Origin of the sequence: Halalkalibacter alkaliphilus (assembly GCF_023555415.1) — a bacterium.
Classification (GTDB): domain Bacteria; phylum Bacillota; class Bacilli; order Bacillales; family Bacillaceae_D; genus Halalkalibacter; species Halalkalibacter alkaliphilus.
This window is the reverse complement of record NZ_JAKRYL010000005.1, coordinates 209,707-228,629: the sequence shown is the minus strand read 5'-3', so window position 1 is coordinate 228,629 and position 18,923 is coordinate 209,707. Positions and strand designations below refer to the sequence as shown.

Annotated in this window: 16 protein-coding genes; 12 read left to right on the top strand and 4 right to left on the bottom strand. The window is 39.8% G+C overall.

Annotation, left to right across the window (positions count from 1 at the left end):
- The first annotated feature begins 714 nt into the window (after positions 1–714).
- The 8 genes from MF646_RS07015 to MF646_RS06980 all read left to right on the top strand — a co-directional run bounded on the left by MF646_RS07015 (position 715) and on the right by MF646_RS06980 (position 9,457).
- Positions 715–1,242: a hypothetical protein gene (locus MF646_RS07015; RefSeq protein ID WP_250095779.1), complete on the top strand. Its 528-nt coding sequence runs from the start codon at positions 715–717 to the stop codon at positions 1,240–1,242.
- 451 nt (positions 1,243–1,693) lie between these two features.
- Positions 1,694–2,407 carry a hypothetical protein gene (locus tag MF646_RS07010; RefSeq protein WP_250095778.1) on the top strand — a complete coding sequence of 238 codons (714 nt, stop codon included), beginning with the start codon at positions 1,694–1,696 and terminating at the stop codon, positions 2,405–2,407.
- A gap of 675 nt (positions 2,408–3,082) precedes the next feature.
- Positions 3,083–4,267, top strand: a complete 1,185-nt coding sequence (locus MF646_RS07005) for a KamA family radical SAM protein (RefSeq protein ID WP_250095777.1) — start codon at positions 3,083–3,085, stop codon at positions 4,265–4,267.
- A gap of 266 nt (positions 4,268–4,533) precedes the next feature.
- Positions 4,534–5,340 (top strand): LysM peptidoglycan-binding domain-containing protein, encoded by an 807-nt coding sequence (locus MF646_RS07000; protein ID WP_250095776.1) that lies wholly within the window; start codon positions 4,534–4,536, stop codon positions 5,338–5,340.
- Positions 5,341–5,647: 307 nt separating this feature from the next.
- A complete protein-coding gene (locus MF646_RS06995; RefSeq protein WP_250095775.1) occupies positions 5,648–7,030 on the top strand; it encodes a sodium/glutamate symporter in 1,383 nt (460 codons plus the stop codon).
- A gap of 24 nt (positions 7,031–7,054) precedes the next feature.
- Positions 7,055–8,095 (top strand): ornithine cyclodeaminase family protein, encoded by a 1,041-nt coding sequence (locus MF646_RS06990; protein ID WP_250095774.1) that lies wholly within the window; start codon positions 7,055–7,057, stop codon positions 8,093–8,095.
- A 144-nt stretch (positions 8,096–8,239) separates the two neighbouring features.
- Entirely contained in the window at positions 8,240–9,100 is an 861-nt protein-coding gene (locus MF646_RS06985) for a MurR/RpiR family transcriptional regulator (RefSeq protein ID WP_250095773.1), read from the top strand.
- A 117-nt stretch (positions 9,101–9,217) separates the two neighbouring features.
- Positions 9,218–9,457, top strand: a complete 240-nt coding sequence (locus MF646_RS06980) for a hypothetical protein (RefSeq protein ID WP_250095772.1) — start codon at positions 9,218–9,220, stop codon at positions 9,455–9,457.
- Positions 9,458–10,229: 772 nt separating this feature from the next.
- On the opposite strand, the gene MF646_RS06975 is transcribed toward MF646_RS06980, so the two are convergent.
- The gene (locus tag MF646_RS06975; RefSeq protein WP_250095771.1) at positions 10,230–11,696 is read right to left on the bottom strand and encodes an alkaline phosphatase; all 1,467 of its coding nucleotides are present in this window, start codon (positions 11,694–11,696) and stop codon (positions 10,230–10,232) included.
- 423 nt (positions 11,697–12,119) lie between these two features.
- On the bottom strand, positions 12,120–12,569 hold the full coding sequence (locus MF646_RS06970) for a hypothetical protein (protein ID WP_250095770.1): 450 nt from the start codon (positions 12,567–12,569) through the stop codon (positions 12,120–12,122).
- A gap of 314 nt (positions 12,570–12,883) precedes the next feature.
- Between MF646_RS06970 and MF646_RS06965 the strand changes: the two genes are divergently transcribed.
- On the top strand, positions 12,884–13,093 hold the full coding sequence (locus MF646_RS06965) for a hypothetical protein (protein WP_250095769.1): 210 nt from the start codon (positions 12,884–12,886) through the stop codon (positions 13,091–13,093).
- A 52-nt stretch (positions 13,094–13,145) separates the two neighbouring features.
- On the opposite strand, the gene MF646_RS06960 is transcribed toward MF646_RS06965, so the two are convergent.
- Positions 13,146–14,213 carry a hypothetical protein gene (locus MF646_RS06960; protein ID WP_250095768.1) on the bottom strand — a complete coding sequence of 356 codons (1,068 nt, stop codon included), beginning with the start codon at positions 14,211–14,213 and terminating at the stop codon, positions 13,146–13,148.
- Positions 14,214–14,485: 272 nt separating this feature from the next.
- Between MF646_RS06960 and MF646_RS06955 the strand changes: the two genes are divergently transcribed.
- The 3 genes from MF646_RS06955 (at position 14,486) to MF646_RS23390 (ending at position 16,846) form a co-directional block, all read left to right on the top strand.
- Positions 14,486–15,037 (top strand): DUF2179 domain-containing protein, encoded by a 552-nt coding sequence (locus MF646_RS06955; RefSeq protein ID WP_250095767.1) that lies wholly within the window; start codon positions 14,486–14,488, stop codon positions 15,035–15,037.
- Positions 15,038–15,427: 390 nt separating this feature from the next.
- Positions 15,428–15,919 (top strand): hypothetical protein, encoded by a 492-nt coding sequence (locus MF646_RS06950; RefSeq protein WP_250095766.1) that lies wholly within the window; start codon positions 15,428–15,430, stop codon positions 15,917–15,919.
- A gap of 405 nt (positions 15,920–16,324) precedes the next feature.
- A complete protein-coding gene (locus tag MF646_RS23390; protein ID WP_338035476.1) occupies positions 16,325–16,846 on the top strand; it encodes a CBO0543 family protein in 522 nt (173 codons plus the stop codon).
- A gap of 312 nt (positions 16,847–17,158) precedes the next feature.
- Here the strand turns inward: MF646_RS23390 and MF646_RS23385 are convergent, their stop codons facing one another.
- Positions 17,159–18,886: a WG repeat-containing protein gene (locus tag MF646_RS23385; protein ID WP_250095765.1), complete on the bottom strand. Its 1,728-nt coding sequence runs from the start codon at positions 18,884–18,886 to the stop codon at positions 17,159–17,161.
- Between the last annotated feature and the right edge of the window lie 37 nt (positions 18,887–18,923).

The following is an 18,923-nucleotide window of genomic DNA, read 5'->3' as shown; positions in this document are numbered from 1 at the left end:
AAGATTTTGGTCCGAAGGAGCAACATCTTCTTCGAGTAGGCCGATGGTTACTACATGATTATACTTCTCTGAAAAAACACCATGTCCCCCTGTGAGACGAACCCTTTCTCTTCATAACACAACGTGAGTTACTTCTTAGAACAACTCCATGAGTAACCATCCCCGTAGAAGAGAAAGGGTGAGCCAGGACGTTGCCAGGCAGTGCACGCTCCGCATGGAAATAGGAGAAACGGACATACGCTGAATATCAGTAGTGCGCCCGGAGCAACAGCATCTTCCTCGAATATGATTATGCTTCTTTGAAAAAACTCCATGTCCTCCTGTGAGACGAACCCTTTCTCTTCGTAACACGACGTAAGAAATGTCGACGAAAGAACTTCATTGCCCAATAATCATCCCCGTAGAAGAGAAATAGCGAGCCAGGACGTTGCCAAACAGGTTAACATACGAACGATAATGTGATGAATCCGCCTGTCAGAAGAGCGCCTGAAGGAGCAACCTCTCCCCACAGCAACTCTCCTTATACTAGTGATGCTCAATAATCGTTTGGACAGAAAAGAGTCTCGCAAAGCAGTTTAAGTAGGCTTAAAAGCAGCTAAATCAAAATGAGCTTAGAAAGCATAGTTAGTTCGATATTTTTAAATAATAAAACGAGGAATACCTTTTACTTTTAATAGGTATGACTTGTTTGAAACCTAGAAAGGGGGTGCCAAAATGAAAAGGCGAAAGCATTTTTTATGGCTAGTTTTTCTAGTTGCTTTTCTAACTGCTTGTGGTGGACAAGAACCTGTTGAAGAGGTTGAACCTGAAGAGGTGATCGAGGAAGAGCCAATTGGACAAGAGCCACTTGTTGAGGGAACGGACGACCTAACAGGTGAATATCCATATCCAGAAGATGATAGTGAAACAGGTGAAGGAGTATTAATTATTCAGACTGCAAGTGGGGACTCATCTCAAGGTAACGTACCGTTTCTGTTTGTGCCAGATGATACAATGGTTACTCAGATTGGATACATAATTGAAAACTTTGATGGAGACAAAGAAGTGTTCTTTTATATAAATGAGATGTTTGTTGAGGCTGCACAAGGCGGCGAAATGGTGCAGTCTCTATTGGATCTATATGACTGGATGCTGGAACCTGCAGAGTACGAAGTTACGGCTGTACAGTACGAAGGAAATGATCCGAACGAAGATGTTGTACATTTATCGAAAGCTCAGTATAGAATTGAAGAAGGTAGTTAAGGGGATGTCCCAAAAAGGTCTGCTTTTGACCTTTTGGGACATCCCAAAAGCAATGTGAGGAGCCGCTACATCTTCTAAAGCCTTGAGAGGATGTAGCGGGTTAAACACTCATGGTGCGTAGCGAACGGAGCCATTGCCACCTCTGTTACCGGCTTTTGAGACAGCCTTTTTTAAGTATCAAGATAAGAAGGGATAAGTGTATATTGTAGCCTTGTAAACCGATTGTGAAACGCTTATAGCGCTACGCGATACGGACAAGCCCTGAACCATTACAATAAAATATTTGTACAACAAAAAAATGAAAGATGGTCCAGAGTTTGAGCTATCCGATACATATAAAATTCTAGGAAGACAGGGACTTTTTACCTCGTTTTTTTGCGCGTATCGCAGGGCGATATAACCTTGCAAATTTACCAAAGAACCTTCATATTTAATAGAAAGGAGGTTCGATATGCGACATGATATACAACCGAATGAACGATCTTTCTCTACAAAGGAAGTAGCAGAGGAAGCAGGGATAGCAACCCCCACCGTTCGAAAGTATGGCCAAATTTTAGAGCGGAATGGATATGAGTTTTTGAAAGATGGCGACCGGCGTATCTTTGTTCAATCCGATATTGAATCGCTTATAGCGTTACGCGATACGGACAAGCCCCTAGACGATACAGCTAAAGATCTAGTGTATCAACAACAAGAAAGATTAGAAGGATTCAAACAAACTGACATAGCGATACCCGATACATATGACAACTTACCTCGAGATCCCAATCAGTTAAAAGAGATCTTACTGTTTTTATCCAATGAACTTGCAGCTACACGTGAAATGAATGCTGAATTGACAGAAAGTATGTCTCAGCTTAAAACAACGGTTTCACGCCTCCAGCAAGATCATCATGTGATCAGTTCCACGATTGGAAATTCAGCTCAAAAAACTCATACTAAAATTGAAAAATTAACGGAACAACAAAAGATTCATTACGAAACATTGCTGCAACAAGAAAAACAAAAAAGTGAATTCTTACAACAACAGTTACAAAACTTACGGGAAGAACAGAAAAAAGAGTGGCGTACACAAAACGAGTTTAATAAACGTTTAGAAGAAGTGATACAAAAGCCTAATAAGGACAAGTGGGATTGGATTTTCTCTTTATTTCGAAAATCATAGGTATCAGTTCCCAAACAGGGAGAAGTGGACATTCGAGTTAGTTAGTCTACGAATGCAGTATAGTTTTGCTCATGAAAATGGAACCGATAAAACAAAGTGAGAGTGGATAGTGAAAAACTACCTGCTTTCACCTTTTTTATGTGTGTGGAAATTTGTCGTACCTTGTATTTCCCGAGGAATATAACATATCTCGTGCAGGGCACCAATGCGTTAGTTATTGAGGACAAAAGCCGTAAACTTCACATAGCGATACCCGATACGAACAAGTCCCTAGATTAATATAGTTAAAGATCTTGTGTAACAACACGGGGCTAATGAAATGGTATCCGATATATCGCAATGTAAGAAATGAAGCCTTATAGGTTCTTTTATATCGTATCGCCGGGCGATATAAATCGGGACAAGGGACCTGTCCCCCTGTCCCGGCTAGGAAATCGGAGATAGGAGACTGTAAGGTGAGCGTAGTGGCGATAAGGGGTGCTTGTATCCTGAAGTGGACGATTTCCTTATTAGCCGGAGGCACAGGCATATGTTACGATTAAATGGGTAATATATGGATTTATTTACTTTGTGAGCATGCTCAACAGAATATCTCACCTAAGAATCTACTAAAGCGGGTTGCTTAATGCTTGAAGTAAGAATCTACATACGTTGATTTATTCAGAGGAGGGTACTATGGCACAACCAAAATATTATATGAATCTTGATAAAATTAAAGAGATACCAGAAGAGGAAAAGGCAAAACTAAAGAAGATTACAGAAAAGTACGTGTTTCGTGTAAACGATTATTATTTAAGTTTAATTGACTGGAGCAATCCAAACGATCCAATTCGTAAGCTAGTGATTCCAAATGAAGGGGAACTAGAGGAATATGGTCGTTGGGATGCATCGGATGAGGATACGAATTATTCCGTCCCTGGCTGCCAACATAAATATGCGACAACAGCTTTGCTGATTGTGTCAGAAGTGTGTGGGGCTTATTGTCGTTATTGCTTCCGAAAGCGTTTGTTCCGAAACGATGTCAAGGAAGCGATGAGTGATGTCGAGCCTGGTTTGAAATACATTGAAGAGCACCCAGAAATTAATAATGTTCTATTAACGGGTGGGGACTCTCTCATTTTAGCTACGAAGAAACTTAGAATGATTATTGAGCGTCTGCGTGCGATTGATCATGTGAAAATTATTCGCTTAGGCTCGAAAATGCCTGTTTTTAACCCTATGCGAATTTATGAAGATGAGGAGTTGCTCAAATTAATTCGTGAGTACTCAACCCCAGAAAAACGGATTTATGTAATGGCACATATTAATCATCCTGTTGAAATTACAGAAGAAGCCAAAAGAGGGTTCCAAGCTCTTCATGATGCTGGTGCAATTGTTGTCAATCAGACACCAGTTTTAAAAGGAATTAATGATGATCCAGAAGTGTTAGCAGAACTGCTGGATAAATTGTCATGGGCTGGTGTTACACCTTACTATTTCTTCGTGAATCGTCCAGTTGCTGGGAATAATGATTTCGTTCTTACATTGAAAGAGCTTTATGACATTGTTGAAAAGGCAAAAGCGAAGACTTCAGGATTAGGGAAACGAGTACGGCTTTCGATGAGTCATACGAGTGGAAAGATTGAAATTTTAGCGATTGAAGATGGAAAAGCTTACTTGAAATATCATCAGTCACGTGATGACGAGTACGGGAAGTTTATGGTTCTTGACTGTCCTGATGATGCAGCGTGGTTTGATGATTTGCCTGGCAATGAACAGTATTGGAAGAAGCCAGAGAAGAGAAATGATGACGTTGTTTCGGTGAATGAGATGCCGGATATGCCGAGAAAGAAGAAGAGAGAGCGTGTGGCGCAGTTGTAGCGGTTATCACCATCAGAGTTATGGATCCTTTCTTGAAAGGCGACTTATAATGAATAAGTAGGATTGGAACAAAGTAGCTATAATGTAGAGCAAAAGCATATTCGCTTTTGCTCTATTTACTTATATAAATAAAATCGTTTCAAGTAATCGATTTGTATCCGGTAATATCGAAAGGGACGAGGGAGCCTGTCCCTCTGTCACTCAAGGAATATACTCTCCGCTCCCTATCATAGTTATAAGGAGCATACCGAAAAGGAGAGGGAATCATGACCATTATGTTCGGAACTCATATTATTCATACGGTTCAACCTGGTGATACCGTTTACCACCTTTCTGTTCAATATGAAAGTACAGTGGAGGCAATTGCTCGGGCCAATGCTTTGTATCCCCCTTTTGTAGATCCATATGTGATCTATCCTAATCAGGTACTCGTGATCCCAAAGGCGATTTCAAATGAAACGGCAACTCTTTACGTCATTCAACAAGGCGATACAATTGGAGCGATTTCACAGCGTTTTACTAGTGATCCAGAGCTATTAGTTGGGATCAATATCACGATACAAAATCCAAACTTCATTTTTCTTTATCAACAAATTCAAGTGCCTGCGGTAATTTATGAAGTGGAAACTGGAGATTCCCTCGCCTTGGTCTCAGAAAGATTAGGGATATCAATCCAGACTATTATCGAGGCAAATACCGGGCGGCTTACGTTCTCACCAGATGTACTTTATGCAGGGATGAGACTTATCATTCCTCTTCCGATGTCACAGAACATCGTAGTTACGCAGCCATTCCCAGGGTCTGTTATCCGCGATAATCAGCTTATTTCCGGATATGCACGAGCCTTTGAAGCGAATGTCCTGTATCGGGTGGTTGATGATAATGAAGTTGTTGTTACAGAAGAAACGTTCACAACTGCAGATTATGGAGCACCTTCTTATGGACGCTTCCGGGATAGTATTCCATTTGATAGAGTGCCAACGACTAATGGAGGGGTATTACAAGTGTATACGAGGAGTGCGAAGGATGGGTCGGTTCAGGATCTTGTTCAAGTGAGGGTTTGGTTTGGGTGAGGTTTGGTTGTTGGGGTAAAGAAGGTGATATGACATAGCTTTCTTCAAGGGCTTTCAGGACCCTAAGGCTGACGAAGCATGTTAATAGGTGTTTTATCGAAACTATTATGCAGTGAAATTACTGCATAATAGTTTTTTTATGTTTGGAAAGGGATCGAATTAATAATAGTAAGCGCTTTTATTTTTTTATTTTTAAATTTTCAAAAAATATTGACACTTAATATAGGCTTCCTTATAATCAAACTATGAAGTAAAAACAACATTTTTTTAAAAGAGGAATTAAAAACTTCAAATGGGGGTGGTTTGTTTGTTTCCGAATAGTCCTGTAGATTCTGGAGCTTTGAACTCGTTGATTTTCTATCTGAGTGTCTTGGGTTTGATTTTGTTTGTAGGAACGTTGCTGCGATTGAAGGTGGGAATCTTTAAGAAGTATTTTATTCCTGCTTCTTTGATTGCTGGGTTTATCGGACTTTTATTAGGGCCTTATAGTTTGAATGTTTTACCGGCGGAAATGGTTGCGACATGGGGAAGTTTAGCAGGCGTTTTAATTACAATTGTCTTTGCACCAATGCTTATTGGTATGACTTTAGGTAATTCGAAGGAAGCGAGTAAGTTTGCAGTACCACAAGTGATGTATAGTTATCTCGGAGCAACATTACAGATTGGAATTCCGTTAATTATTGCTGGTTTGATTTTGATTCCTCTTTTTGGTGTTAATCAGCTATTTGGTACGGTCATTGAGATTGGATGGGCTGGCGGCCATGGGACAGCTGGTGGAATGTCTGAAGTATTTACAACACTTGGGTGGGGAGATGGGTCATCCATTGCCTTAACATCTGCTACTCTAGGACTTTTAATAGGGATATTCGGAGGGATGATCATTATTAATATCGGGGTGAAGAAAGGCTACACTTCGGTTATTAAGGATCAATCCCAATTAAAGACAGCTAAGCAAGCAGATACATCTGAAAAAGTAGCAAGCTCTTATTCTTCTGTTAATTCCAATGTAGTTGAGAGCTTTGGGTTTCATGCTGCAATTATCTCGATTGCTATTTTGCTAGGATGGGTGCTTCAAGGGTTGTTATCACCTATTATTCCAGGTCTTCCATTGTTCCCAATGGCAATGATAGGTGGTCTAATTGTTAATATTATTCTATCGAAAACGAAATATTTTGAGTTGATTGATCGACATACATTACAAAGAATCCAAGGTCTTGCCCTTGAGTTTTTAATCGTAGGTGCTGTTGCATCAATTAGTATACCTGTTGTTATTGAATATGCTGTGCCGCTTCTTATTCTAACAGCAACGAGTATTCTCGTATTAGTTTGGTACTTCTTTTATGTGGGACCTCGAATGTTTGAAAAGGATTGGTTTGAGCATTCCATTGTCAATCTTGGAACGTTGACAGGAGTTATTGCTGTTGGACTTATGCTCCTTAGAACGGTAGACCCGGATATGAAAACGGATGCAGCAGCTGCTTATGCATTAAGGGCACCATTTTTTAGCCCGTTTCTTGGAGGAGGGCTGATTACAGCACTCATCCCAACATTAATTGTGGCATACAGCTCGTTAATTGTTGGAATTGGTTTCCTGGCTATATCAGCGCTGATATTAGTTTTAGCTTATGTTTTTGGAATATTTAGATTAAATAGACGGAGTGTTCGTCAATCTGTTAATAAATCTGCGTAAAGGATCAGAGAGGGGATTTTTAAAATGAGTAACAATCTAGAGTTTTTATTTTTATCTCAAGATGATGTGAAGAGCTGTGGCGGAGGAGATATGAAGTTTGTCATTGACATTATTGAGGATGTTATCTCTCTTCACGATAAAAAGGATTATGTGCTTCCAACTAAGTCAACACTGCGCTGGGGCAACCTTGATGCGGAGACAACAAGCGGACGCATCAATTCGATGCCAGGTTATATTGGAGGGGAGTTCCAAGCAACGGGAATTAAATGGATCTCAAGTGCTCCTAGTAATCCATTTAAATATAACCTGCCGCGTGCCGCAGGCGTGATTGTTTTAAATAATGAAGAGACATTACTACCGGAAGTGATTATGGATGGTACGCTTATTAGTGCCATGCGTACTGGGGCTGTGTCTGGAGTAGTTGCCAAGTATTTAGCAAAAGAAGACTCTAAAGTGCTAGGGTTGGTTGGGGCTGGGGTTCAAAACAGGACACAGCTGATGGCGATTCAAGCAGTATGTCCTTCAATTGAAAAAGTGAAGGTGGCGGATTTAAATCTTGAACGTGCACAAGCGTTTTGTGATGATATGGCTTCAATCATGCCGCATGCTGCATTTGAGGTGGTGAGTGGTGCTGAAGAAGCAGTTAGAGGATCTGATATTTTCATTACAGCAACTGTAACAGAAAAGCCGATTGTCAAGAAAGGATGGGTCGACGAAGGATCCCTTCATATTCACGTGGGGAGTCATGAGTGTGAGTTTGATGTTCTTCACCAAGCCGATAAGATTGTGGTAGATGATTGGGAAGAGCTAAAGCATCGTGGGGTTGAGACGATCTCAATAATGTATACAGAGGGTGAATTTGATCCAGCGAACATTCATGCTGAGTTAGGAGCCATTGTGAACGGTAAGAAAAAAGGAAGAGAGAACGACAAAGAACGTATTTATTTTAATAGTGTTGGGATGGGAATTGAAGATGTTGCCGTTGCCAAACGCATCTATGACCGTGCGAAAGAAAAGGGTATCGGCCAACCATTAAATCTTTGGAACAGCCCTTCTTTCGTCTAAGATTAAGCACTATAAGCTCCCGCTTCAAGTGGGGGTTTTTGTGCTTTTGTCATTGCAGGATAGCTATTTTGTTGTTTGAACGCATTTTTCTAAGATATAATGAGCTATAATCTTTTATTACGTATCAGAATAGGAGGGGGACACATGAGCGTTGAGAGTTTTATTGTTGAGAAGATTAAGACGTCGAGTCACAATATTACGAAGTCACAAAAGCTCGTTGCTGACTTTCTAGTAAAGAACTCAGATAAGGCAACATATATGACGGCTAATCAAATCGGGATGGATGTAGGTGTGAGTGAAACAACGGTTATTCGCTTTGCTCTATCATTAGGTTATAAACGATTTTCTGATTTACAAGATGAGCTGCGCCAGTTGATCATCGGAGATCGAACGGTTCAGCGTCTTCAAAAAGCAAACAGCAAAGTCGGAGAAAACAGTGCTCTAGGTCTTAGCTTTCAGCAAGATATCCAAAATTTACATAAGACATTAGAACAAATTGATGAAACTGACTTTAATGAAGTAGTGGATTTGATAGGTGAAGCCAATCACACGTTTATTATTGGATTACGTTCGTCTTTAGCTGACGCCTATTATTTAGGATTCTCACTAAATGCTATGCTCGGGAATGTGAAAGCAATCACGAATACAGGGATGGACTTAGAGGATTGCTTATTAAAAGCAGATGAAGGCAGTGTAGTGATTGGTTTTGCGTTTACACGTTTTACATCTGCGACCGTTGAAGCTATGAGTTATTTAAAGGCAGAAAAGAATTGTAAAGTGATCACGATAACGGATAGTGTGCGTTGTCCGACGATTCCATTTAGCGATTATCTCTTTTTAACGGAGATTGAATCGTTTACACCAATTGATTCACATGTCGCTTCTATGGCACTTTCCAATGCATTGATATCTGCTGTAGGGCAGAAGCAGGAAGATAAGGTCGAGGAGAACTTGAATACTTTAGAGAGGTATTTTAATAAAACTGGGGTGTTTTTTGAGAAGTAGGAGGAATCACTCGTAGTTGTCCATACTCGAATTTTGGTTAATGCTATCGATTTAAAGGGTTGTCGGACAGTCACCTAGCCCCTCCTTTTGAATAATGTACCAAAAGGGGGGATTTGCATGAATTGGCAGCAAAAAATTAGACACCTATTGGGGCAGCCTATTGGAGTTTCTTTTACAAACGGTCAAGGAACATCAGGTATATTATGTGATGCTGACGGTGGACAGCTCTATATTATGGAATATATGTACCAGTCTCAGTTTGCTTTAAAACACTATGATTATAGAATGATTCAAGATATTAACGGATTCCCGCCTTGTCACCAGCATAATCATCACCATCAGCAGCCGCTATATTAAGGAATTAGAAAAGGGAAACGGCTCATAACGAGTAAGGGGTGGCAGTGAAATAATAGGTCTTCTACTATTATGCAGAAAGGTTACTAGCATAGTAGTTTTTTTTGTGGCAGGAATTATTGGAGATATACGGTGACTTCGAGCTGGATGAGGTGAATCCAGGTACTTGTAGAGCCGCTTTTGCGTCTGAAAGAGGTTTTGTGCGGGGCTAACATGTACGTTTCTAGGTGCGGGGAGAGATGAAGACCAGAACTGACTGATTGGAGAGAGGAAGAGTCGTTCATGGGAGTAATGAAGCCCAAAAGAGGCTGAGAGAAGAGAAGAAAAGTCGTTCATAGGGGCGATGAAAACTTAAAGTGCCTGAGAATAGAGGTGGAAGGTCGTTGATTTTTCCGCTTATTTTATGTGTGTGTGGAAATTTGTCGTACCTTGTATTTCCCGCGGAATATATCGTGCCGGTTTATATAAGAGAATATCGTCGGGTGATCCGTATCGCCCATATCGTCACAATGACTGCTCTTACACGATATGGCTAAAGACCTTGTGCCTCAATGAAAATAAGGCAATAGTTATTGAAATGACTGATATAGTAAAGTACAGAACGATGATTTACCGGCTTTGCGATTCGTATCGCAGAGCGATATAACTTGGAAATCACAGTTTTGCCGTAACAGTGAAAAAGCGACTGCGTGATATGTGAGTTGTACAAAAATAAGGATAGTGTTAGCAATATAACTTTGCTGACGACTATCCTTATTAAAATGAATTTCAGTAGTTATTCATTTCCTTGAAGTTCAAATTCAAACCCGCTAATTTCAGCAATCATTCTTGGAATTTCAGTATTATCAAGTACGCCATTAAACTTTTCAGCTCCTACACCAACAGTGAAGACTGGAACCATTTCTCCCGTATGTCCACCTGTGGCGCTTTCTTCCCTTACTTGTCGGTCGATCACTCCCCCGCGGTAATGATGTGCGATAATGCTGCCAACTTCCCAACCAATTTCGTGTTCTAGAATAAGGCGTCCCTCTGGGTCATCGTTATCCCACACATTTTCTTGGAATTGGCTTATTTCATCATCTGTTAAATCAATGTTCGCATATTCTGCAAACACATCACGGATGCTGTCAGCTGTGAAATTACCCGTATCTTCATCTAGCTCTAATTGTTGTGATATATACTCTGGTGACACTCCTACTTCTTTTAAAGCTTCCATATCCATGACCTCTGTTGCTGCAATTCCCATAGTCTCATGGTCTGCAAGGACAACGACTAATGTTTCACCATCTTCTTTTGACCAGTTAACCGCGTATTCTACGGCATTATCAAATTCAATCGTTTCCCTCCAGATACCTACGAAGTCAGCCGCGTGAGAAGCATGGTCGATTCTGGCACCTTCAAGCATAAGGAAGAACCCATCGTCATTTTGAGATGCAGCCTCAATTGCTTTTTGAGACATTTCAACTAATGTCGGCTCTTCACTGTCTTTTACCTCGCGATCACTTACGTAGTTCATAAATGACGGGTGAAATAACCCTAGTAGTTTTGAATCAGCTGTTGGTTCATAGTTATTTAACTCATCCTTATTGCGTACGATATCATAGCCTTCCTCTTCGAAGGAAGCGATTAAATCTGTTCCATCTTGTGCATCAGGTTGAAAGAATCTCTCTCCTCCACCTAATGCGATGTCGTACCTGCCTTCGAAAATTTGCCTTGCAATTTCATCCTGCCCTGCTCGGTCTGGAACCTTTGCCACAAACCCCGCTGGAGTGGCATCGGTAACGGTATTAGTAGAAACAATACCTACTGTTTTTCCTTGCTCTTTAAAAATATCGATCAGACTTGTTAACTCTTCTCCATCAGGGCTAACCCCTAGCATACCGTTATTTGTTTTCTCCCCGTTAGCTAGTGCGGTTCCGGCAGCTGCTGAGTCGGTGACGTTATTGTTTGCAGAGTATGTTCTAGAAAGAGCTACATTAGGCAAGGTTTCCATGAACAGCTCTCCTTCTTTTCCATGCTCAAATAAGCGGGCAATTTCCATTTGACCAAATCCCATGCCATCACCAATCATAACAATGACATTTTTCGGTGATGATTCGTCAGCTTCAGTAGCTTGCTCTTCTTGAGCGGGATCATCAGCAGGAGTTTCCTCAGGTGGTGATTCTGCGTTTTGTGGAGCACAAGCCACAATTGCAAGTATTAAGCATGTTAAAAGTATAAAACTAACGCTCTTTTTCAACATTTGATATCCTCCTTATGTATGTAACATCGTTATTATGATGTTGAAAATGTTGGAAAATATGCATGGAGGAGTGATGAAGTCCCAAATCGTCTGGAATGGTAGGGGAGAAGACGTTCATAGGAGAGATGAAGGTCCGAACCACTTGAAAGCAAGAGGAAAAGTCGCTCATGGGAGTAATGAAGGCGCGAACCGCTTGAAAAGCCAGAGGAAAAGTTCTTCATAGGGGCGATGAAGTCCCGAATCGCTTGAAATGCTACTAGAAAAGTCGTCATGGGAGTAGTGAAGCCCCAAATCGCTTGAAATGCAAGAGGAAAAGTCGTTCATAGGAGAGATGAAAGCCCAAATCACTTGAAATCGAAGAGGAACGATCCATGAAAACCTACCAATTAGCCAAAAGGCTAGTTGGTAGGTTTTTTTGGCTGTCTATTCCTTATAGTCCCACAGAATTCCGGGTTCCTCATTATCTAAAAATACATACGTATATTGGACAAACTGGAAGCGGCCATATTTCCCGTTATAATCTTTTGTTACGATAACTTCATATACTTCTATTGGCTCAGACTCCTCTGTCATTTTCCAGTTTTTTATTCTGTTTGGTCTTGAGGTGGAAAATGTGTATGTATCTGCTCCAAAGTGATTCATAAAGGTATGAACCCTATCCTGCATATAAGATGACTTAGAGAAGCGGTCTTGCATCTTTGGATGGAGCAACTCCCAGGAAGAAGCGAAATCAGCTTTTTGTTCTGCTTGATAAAATTCATTTACAAGGTTACTAGCCTGCTTGGACTCAGACGGGATTAGGATAAAAAGTAAACTAATAATGGCAATGACAGATGGGATGATAAGGATGAGTGGAGATTTCTGTCTGAGCATGGGAGTCACCTTCTTTTAAGGGTTGTATCAAATCATATTCTGTATTGGGACAAAATATGATTTTGATTTCGCCTTGTTGGGCAATATGCGGTGTTGAGTTAACTGTGGATTAGTGGAAATCTCCTGTAACGGAAAGATTTCAAATTGTTTAGTGAATGGTGGATAATTACCATGTTGTACACCTACTTTTCCACATCAACCAAGATATACACAGGGGGAGCTGACACTTTTTTATGATTTTATAAGATTATCCACAGCTAATCGCTTTTAGAAGAAGTGTTTTGTGTTTATAATAGTTTTATAGAAAGGTGATGGTGACAATCAAACCAACTGATCAGTTAGCCAAGAAGCGATGGGAAGCTATACCGGGTGATGTTCGAAAGAAGCTTGAAGATAACGTATTTTGTTCTTCGTGTGGAGTGACGACGATCGTAAATTATGAAGTTGATTCTACGGATTTCATGATTATTTTAAAGGGATCTTGTAAAACGTGTAACGGTCAAGTAGCGAGAGTGATAGATTGATTTAAAGAAATAACCACCTGTTCTTTATTCAAAGAGCAGGTGGTTATTTCTTTTACCTTAGGTTTATAAATATCCCCTCATAGTTGTAGTAATCATCTATTTTTAGATCGATTTTGTTGTCGTTATCTTTTAACTTTCTCGGTACTTCAAAATAAATATACATGTCAACTTCTTTTTGTGCTGATAGGTCGTAATCAAAAACAAATTCACTTGAATCATTGATTAGATAAGCATAGCCAGCGAAAAATTCATAGAAATCATCTTCTACTAATGTAAATCGAATCGGAGTGTCAAAGATCATATTTAAGGTGTCGTTAGATAAATTGGATGCCTTCGTCTCAATGACATAATAAATGGTGTTGTCTTCTGATGTTTTATGAAAAATAGTAGGGTAGTCTTTCTTGTAATTAGGTGGCTCAATGATGTTAGTGAAATAAGAATCACCGATTGTATACTCTAACAACTCTTCTACTATAATATTGTTATTTTCGACTTGGACTTCGTAGGCAATGGGTGCTTGATATTCATCAAACTCTTCAAAAACGTCCGTTACTTCGTATTCATCAGGTACAAAGATTGCACTAATGACACCGATTATAAATAAGGTTGCTAATAATGATCCAACTGAGAACATAATTCTTTGAAAAGCACGGTCGCTTTTTTTATATTCCTTTGCTTTTCTAATTGAAGCATAATGGTTCATCATTGAAACTAACGTATTTGTGATAGAGCTGTTTATTTTACTAAATAGGACCGATTCCTTAAAATGGCCGTTATAATTAAACGTAAGCTTTGAGTGTGTGGAAGTGTCAAACATTGATGAAACATTAGAAATCGCGTAGTACTCGTAAAATTGCAGGAAGTCAATGGTTGTCTTCCCAGTAGGAACATAGGAAAGAAACATGATTCGATAGTCGCTAAAGACTAATAAACCTTTATACGTTCTGCCTTCCTCTTCGTCATAATATTCAGCTCTGCAAACAGCTTTAATTTCTTCTCCCTTTATATTTAAATAGGTTAAACAGGCGTCGGCTTCTCCGTCTGTAAGAATAATGCTGTCGTTCGTTATGTATTTTACTGTATTCCTAATATTTTCAATTTCCCACGTTTGAACAGTCAATGTACTCCCTCCTATTTGGCACAATTGTGCGTTTGTATGCGGTGTGAAATGAACCATTTTTTATCATACAACATTTACCATTTGGTCGTATGAGGAAAAAATACTGGTTAATTTGTAGGGGCCACTGAAAAAGGTACGGTTTTGACCTTTTTCAGTGGTCTCATTTTGGAGGGGGAATGTTTTACCGAAATATGTAAAGGGAATAGTGTAGATTCAGAAATCAAATCCTGTTACACTACACAAGTTGAACATTTTAGGGGGAAGGTGAGACGATGCTGCAAGCACTGATTATTTTCATAGCCCAATTGCTATTTGTCCCCGTGCTCACATTGAGAACGATCATGATGGTCAAGGGGATGAAGGAAAAGGCAGCGGTGCTCGGGATCCTTGAAGGGCTTATCTACGTTGTCGCACTTGGAATTGTCTTTAGTGATTTATCGAATTATTTAAATATGGCCGCCTACGCGATAGGGTTCGGTGTTGGTGTATATCTCGGTCAGCTGATCGAACAAAAGCTAGCGATTGGATACGTTTCAATTGAAGTGAACATTATGAATAAAAATGAAAAGTTAACGAGAGACCTGAGAGATGAGGGCTTTAGTGTATCAATGTCAGAGGTGGAAGGAATGAACCATGCTCGTAGATTTCGACTTGATTGTACCGCTCGCCGTGATCGGGAAGAGGAGTTTATGAAAATTGTAAGTACGTATGAGCCGAATGCGTTTATCATTTCTTATGAGCCCCGGAATTTTAAAGGTGGATATATTACGAAGGCGATGAAGAAGAGGAAAGAGAAGCGGGATAAGAGAGTTCGAGCGTCGTAAATAAATGGAACGGGAAATGGCACCGCACGTTGCGCGCCTTCTATGAGAAAACCACTCATAGAAGGCTTTTTAAAATATTGCAACGGCTCTGCATATTGCTTCGAGGTCACTAAAAAGGGTAAAACCAACCTTTTTCAGTGCCCTCCTTTATTTTGGTTGTAGGATTTCAAGGGTTAAATCTGCGGGTCTTCTTTGGCTGGCTATTGTTGGGGTGATGTCGTTAGGAAGGACTAAACACACACATTATATTGAAATCCAGCATTGTTATATAGGTATAACGAACCATATAAATGTTTATTAATTCCCTTAAAACCATTGTATTCCAATTACTTTTATAGTAAATTAGAAAATGTGTCTTTTATAAAGAAAAGAGAAAAGGGGAAATTACTTATGAAAAAGTACAAAATGAAAACAGTTTTAGCGAGTGTTGTCGTGGCATCAATGGCTTTAACGGCTTGTGGAAACGAAGAGGAAGCAGCTGAAGAAGTTTCTGCAGATCTAGTGGAGGAAGTCGATGCTGAGGCTGACGAAGAAGAGGCAACTGAAGAAGATGCAGATGCAGCAGACATTGACTATACATATGAGTTAAATCTTGACGGTCGTACACTAACGTTCAACTGGGAAGCAACAAACTTTGAGCTTTCTGTAGAGAATTATGGTGTTGAGAACGTAGATGGCGAAGGACATGCTCACCTTTGGTTTAAGGCAGAAGGAGAAGAAGGTTCAGGGACACGTGTTGGTATTAATGACTACAACTTCACAACTGAGTTAGACCCAGAAGAATTCCCAGCTGGAACATATGAAGTAGAAGTTGAATTAGCTGAAAATAACCATACGTCTATTCCAGGAACACAAAAAACTGAAACGGTTGTTATCGATTAATTAGGAAAGAAGCCGGCTCAGGTAGTTGATGCTTGAAATAATAGCGTAAGTTCTTCAACAAGCGAAGCAGTTTGCTGGAAGAAGAACTATTGAAAATGAATGGGGTGTCTCAAAAGGTCTGTTTATAACCTTTTGGGACACCTTTATCTCTATATAATAATGTTAAATCATTATTCCAGTCCATTACGTTTCTTGGCTTTTCGTTCTCCTTTACCTACAAAATGCTTTTCGGTAAAATAGTTTTTTCCATACCATGATTTTAGTTAGGTACATCAACAAAAAGTTGTTTAAAAAGTAAAGGCTAAAAAACTCAAACTTCTCAAACATTATGGCATCTTACTTTACATAATTTCTTATTTTAAGAAAAAAATAGAATAATGAATTTATGAAGGAAATGATAACCTTATGCATATCGTCTATAACCTTTTGTATTTTTTAGCAGCTTGGCGTTGGGGAGATTGGAGAAACTGGAAAAAATATTACCCAACAATACTCTTTCTTATCCTGTGTGACCTACTACATAATTTTTTAGCTTATAGTCAAGCTTTATGGATATACCATGAAACCTTATTACCTCAACTGCTTCCGAATCATACAACGATCTCATTATTGTATATGCTAGTGATGTATCCTGCGACGATTTTGATTTATTTGAAGTATTTCTTCAGAACTGCTAAATGGAGTAACAGGGTCTTCCATTACGTTTTATGGGTTAGCATATATACTATTGTTGAGTATATAAACATGCATGTTGGTTTATTTTCTCATCACAACGGTTGGGTAATGTGGCACTCAATATTATTTATTATGATGATGTTTATTTTATTTCCAATACATTATAAGAAGCCTCTTTTGGCATGGGGGATTAGCTTGCCGATCATCTTACTAATAGTGTTGACTTTTGACTTATCTCAGTATTTTAAGTAACTTTTAGAAAACTAGGTTAATCACCTTGAACTACGGGTGATTAAGAATTTTATACATAGTGAAAACAGGGTCTACCCTAAAAGTCCGAACCAGAGGTGGTAATGACTACGTTCGCTACATTGCTTCGGGTGTTTCAAAAAAAGGAAACAGATCCGCACATTGCTTCGAGGGCACTGAAAAAGGTACAAACCATCCTTTTTCAGTGCCCTCCCTCTACATCCCGCAGGATTCGAGTGACTTCCGTTCCATTTTACGACGAGAAAACACCTTTCTTCACAGCAGCAATCTTTACGAAGCAGCTTTTTTTAAACATTATCCTCCTCTAAAAGCCCTCCAAAACGCCCCATCGACATCAATCAATTCCATAATCTCCTTAAAAGGAATCGTAAACGAAGGGAAGCCGAAAGCATAGGCGGCAATCTCATAAGGCTCAAAATAAATGGTGAGGGAGTTTTCATCTACATAAAAAGGCTGATCAGGTTGAATCCCTTTGTATTGGTCAGGAAAGTAGTGTTGTGGTTCTGCTTGAATTTGTTTTTCGATGATATCACTAATGACCTTTACATAGTCACTGTCTGGTTTAAAAAGATCTTTGAGCTCATAGATCGTTCCTGTCTTTAGGTCAATGGGCACATGTACTTGATAAGGCATTCCATGCGCTGCGCCAAACGGGTATTCATAACCTTCTAATTTGAGGACGAGTAGGTTTCTTTGAAAGAATGAGACCGAAAATTCGCCGTAATAGCCAAAGTCTAATTGAGTTGGAGGAATAGGGACTATTTTTGATTTTTGTTGCAATGTTAGGTTGACCTGCTTTTGAGCTTCAAGATTGGCCATTCCCTCTACTTTTGGATAATAGACGAGGTAATCTTTATTAGGGCTGTATTTCCTAATTTGAATTCGGTATTGGTCATCTAAAGGGAAGCTAGTGTTTGGTTGATAGATGGGCCTCCCTGTTTGGTCATAGTAGGCCAAACTGTGGTCGACATTTGCTTGAATAATCCCTCCAACAAGCCGGACGGTTCCGACACCTGGAATGATCGGGAGTGATGGGGCGCGTTTTCCGCTTTGTTTAATAAAAAAGGTGGTTTGACCGGCTGTCGCAGAGCTTAATCCTTTTTGATATTCACTTACAGAATCATACAGAAAATCGCTCAAGATGCCCCCGGCAGTTGTTGCAATGCCGTATTGTGAGCCTGCAAATGGACGTTCTGGATCACGGGCCATTCCAACTGCTACTCTTTGTTCTCCTAGTTGCGTTAGATCATTATAGGCAGGTGGTATGAGCAAAGTCGCGTTTTTATCAATTAATCCGTATTTGTTTTCGATTCCCTCGGCCATGTTTATAACGGCTCTGCCATCTCGAAAAGGCGAGGCGTACGTATATTGAGGTTGAATGACAATTCGACCTTGTTCATCTACATAGCCCCATTTGTCTTGGAACGTTTTACTAAAAGCGATCAGGCCTTCACTATAGCTCATCATAGAGCTATATGGATAGGTTTGAAGAGTTTCTCCATTTCGATTAATTAATGCATACTCATTTTCATTTATTTTCACAAGTGCTTTGCCGTCTTTGAAATCAGTAGCAGTTTCAAATTGCAGTGGTATCCGTTCGTTTCCTCGTTCATCTAAATAGCCATATAAAAACCGAACATTGCTTGTATCCGCGAAAACAGCACGTTGGTCCTGATAAGGCATAATTAATCCGTATGCTCTTTTTGTCAGCTCTTGGCCTGCTTCATTCATGACTTTATATCCGTCATCATCAATGACAACGGCACGCCCTTCTGTAAAAGGCAAAATCGAATCGTATTTAGGTGGAATGACAAATTGACCTGTTTGATCAATCATGCCGGCTTTTCCGTTTGTTCTCGCAATCGCAAGTCCATTCTGTTGAAAATCATCTGCTTCTTCATATTGAGGTTGGATGATAAATTGTCCGCTGGTGTTGATATATCCCCATCTTTTTCCTTCCTTTATGTTGATGTATGCAGGGAGGAGAGGGGAGACTCTTCGTAGTTGTGGATTTATTTTCACTTTTTGTTCACTCCGTGTGTGGTTTGTCTAGATAGTA

Excerpts from the sequence above, each read along its gene's own strand:
- MF646_RS06990 (WP_250095774.1), top strand. The coding sequence starts at position 7,055 with ATGAGTAACAATCTAGAGTTTTTATTTTTATCTCAAGATGATGTGAAG.
- MF646_RS06980 (WP_250095772.1), top strand. The coding sequence starts at position 9,218 with ATGAATTGGCAGCAAAAAATTAGACACCTATTGGGGCAGCCTATTGGA.
- MF646_RS07015 (WP_250095779.1), top strand. The coding sequence starts at position 715 with ATGAAAAGGCGAAAGCATTTTTTATGGCTAGTTTTTCTAGTTGCTTTT.
- MF646_RS06975 (WP_250095771.1), bottom strand. The coding sequence starts at position 11,696 with ATGTTGAAAAAGAGCGTTAGTTTTATACTTTTAACATGCTTAATACTT.
- MF646_RS06955 (WP_250095767.1), top strand. The coding sequence starts at position 14,486 with ATGCTGCAAGCACTGATTATTTTCATAGCCCAATTGCTATTTGTCCCC.
- MF646_RS07010 (WP_250095778.1), top strand. The coding sequence starts at position 1,694 with ATGCGACATGATATACAACCGAATGAACGATCTTTCTCTACAAAGGAA.
- MF646_RS07000 (WP_250095776.1), top strand. The coding sequence starts at position 4,534 with ATGACCATTATGTTCGGAACTCATATTATTCATACGGTTCAACCTGGT.
- MF646_RS06985 (WP_250095773.1), top strand. The coding sequence starts at position 8,240 with ATGAGCGTTGAGAGTTTTATTGTTGAGAAGATTAAGACGTCGAGTCAC.
- MF646_RS23390 (WP_338035476.1), top strand. The coding sequence starts at position 16,325 with ATGCATATCGTCTATAACCTTTTGTATTTTTTAGCAGCTTGGCGTTGG.
- MF646_RS07005 (WP_250095777.1), top strand. The coding sequence starts at position 3,083 with ATGGCACAACCAAAATATTATATGAATCTTGATAAAATTAAAGAGATA.
- MF646_RS06970 (WP_250095770.1), bottom strand. The coding sequence starts at position 12,569 with ATGCTCAGACAGAAATCTCCACTCATCCTTATCATCCCATCTGTCATT.
- MF646_RS06950 (WP_250095766.1), top strand. The coding sequence starts at position 15,428 with ATGAAAAAGTACAAAATGAAAACAGTTTTAGCGAGTGTTGTCGTGGCA.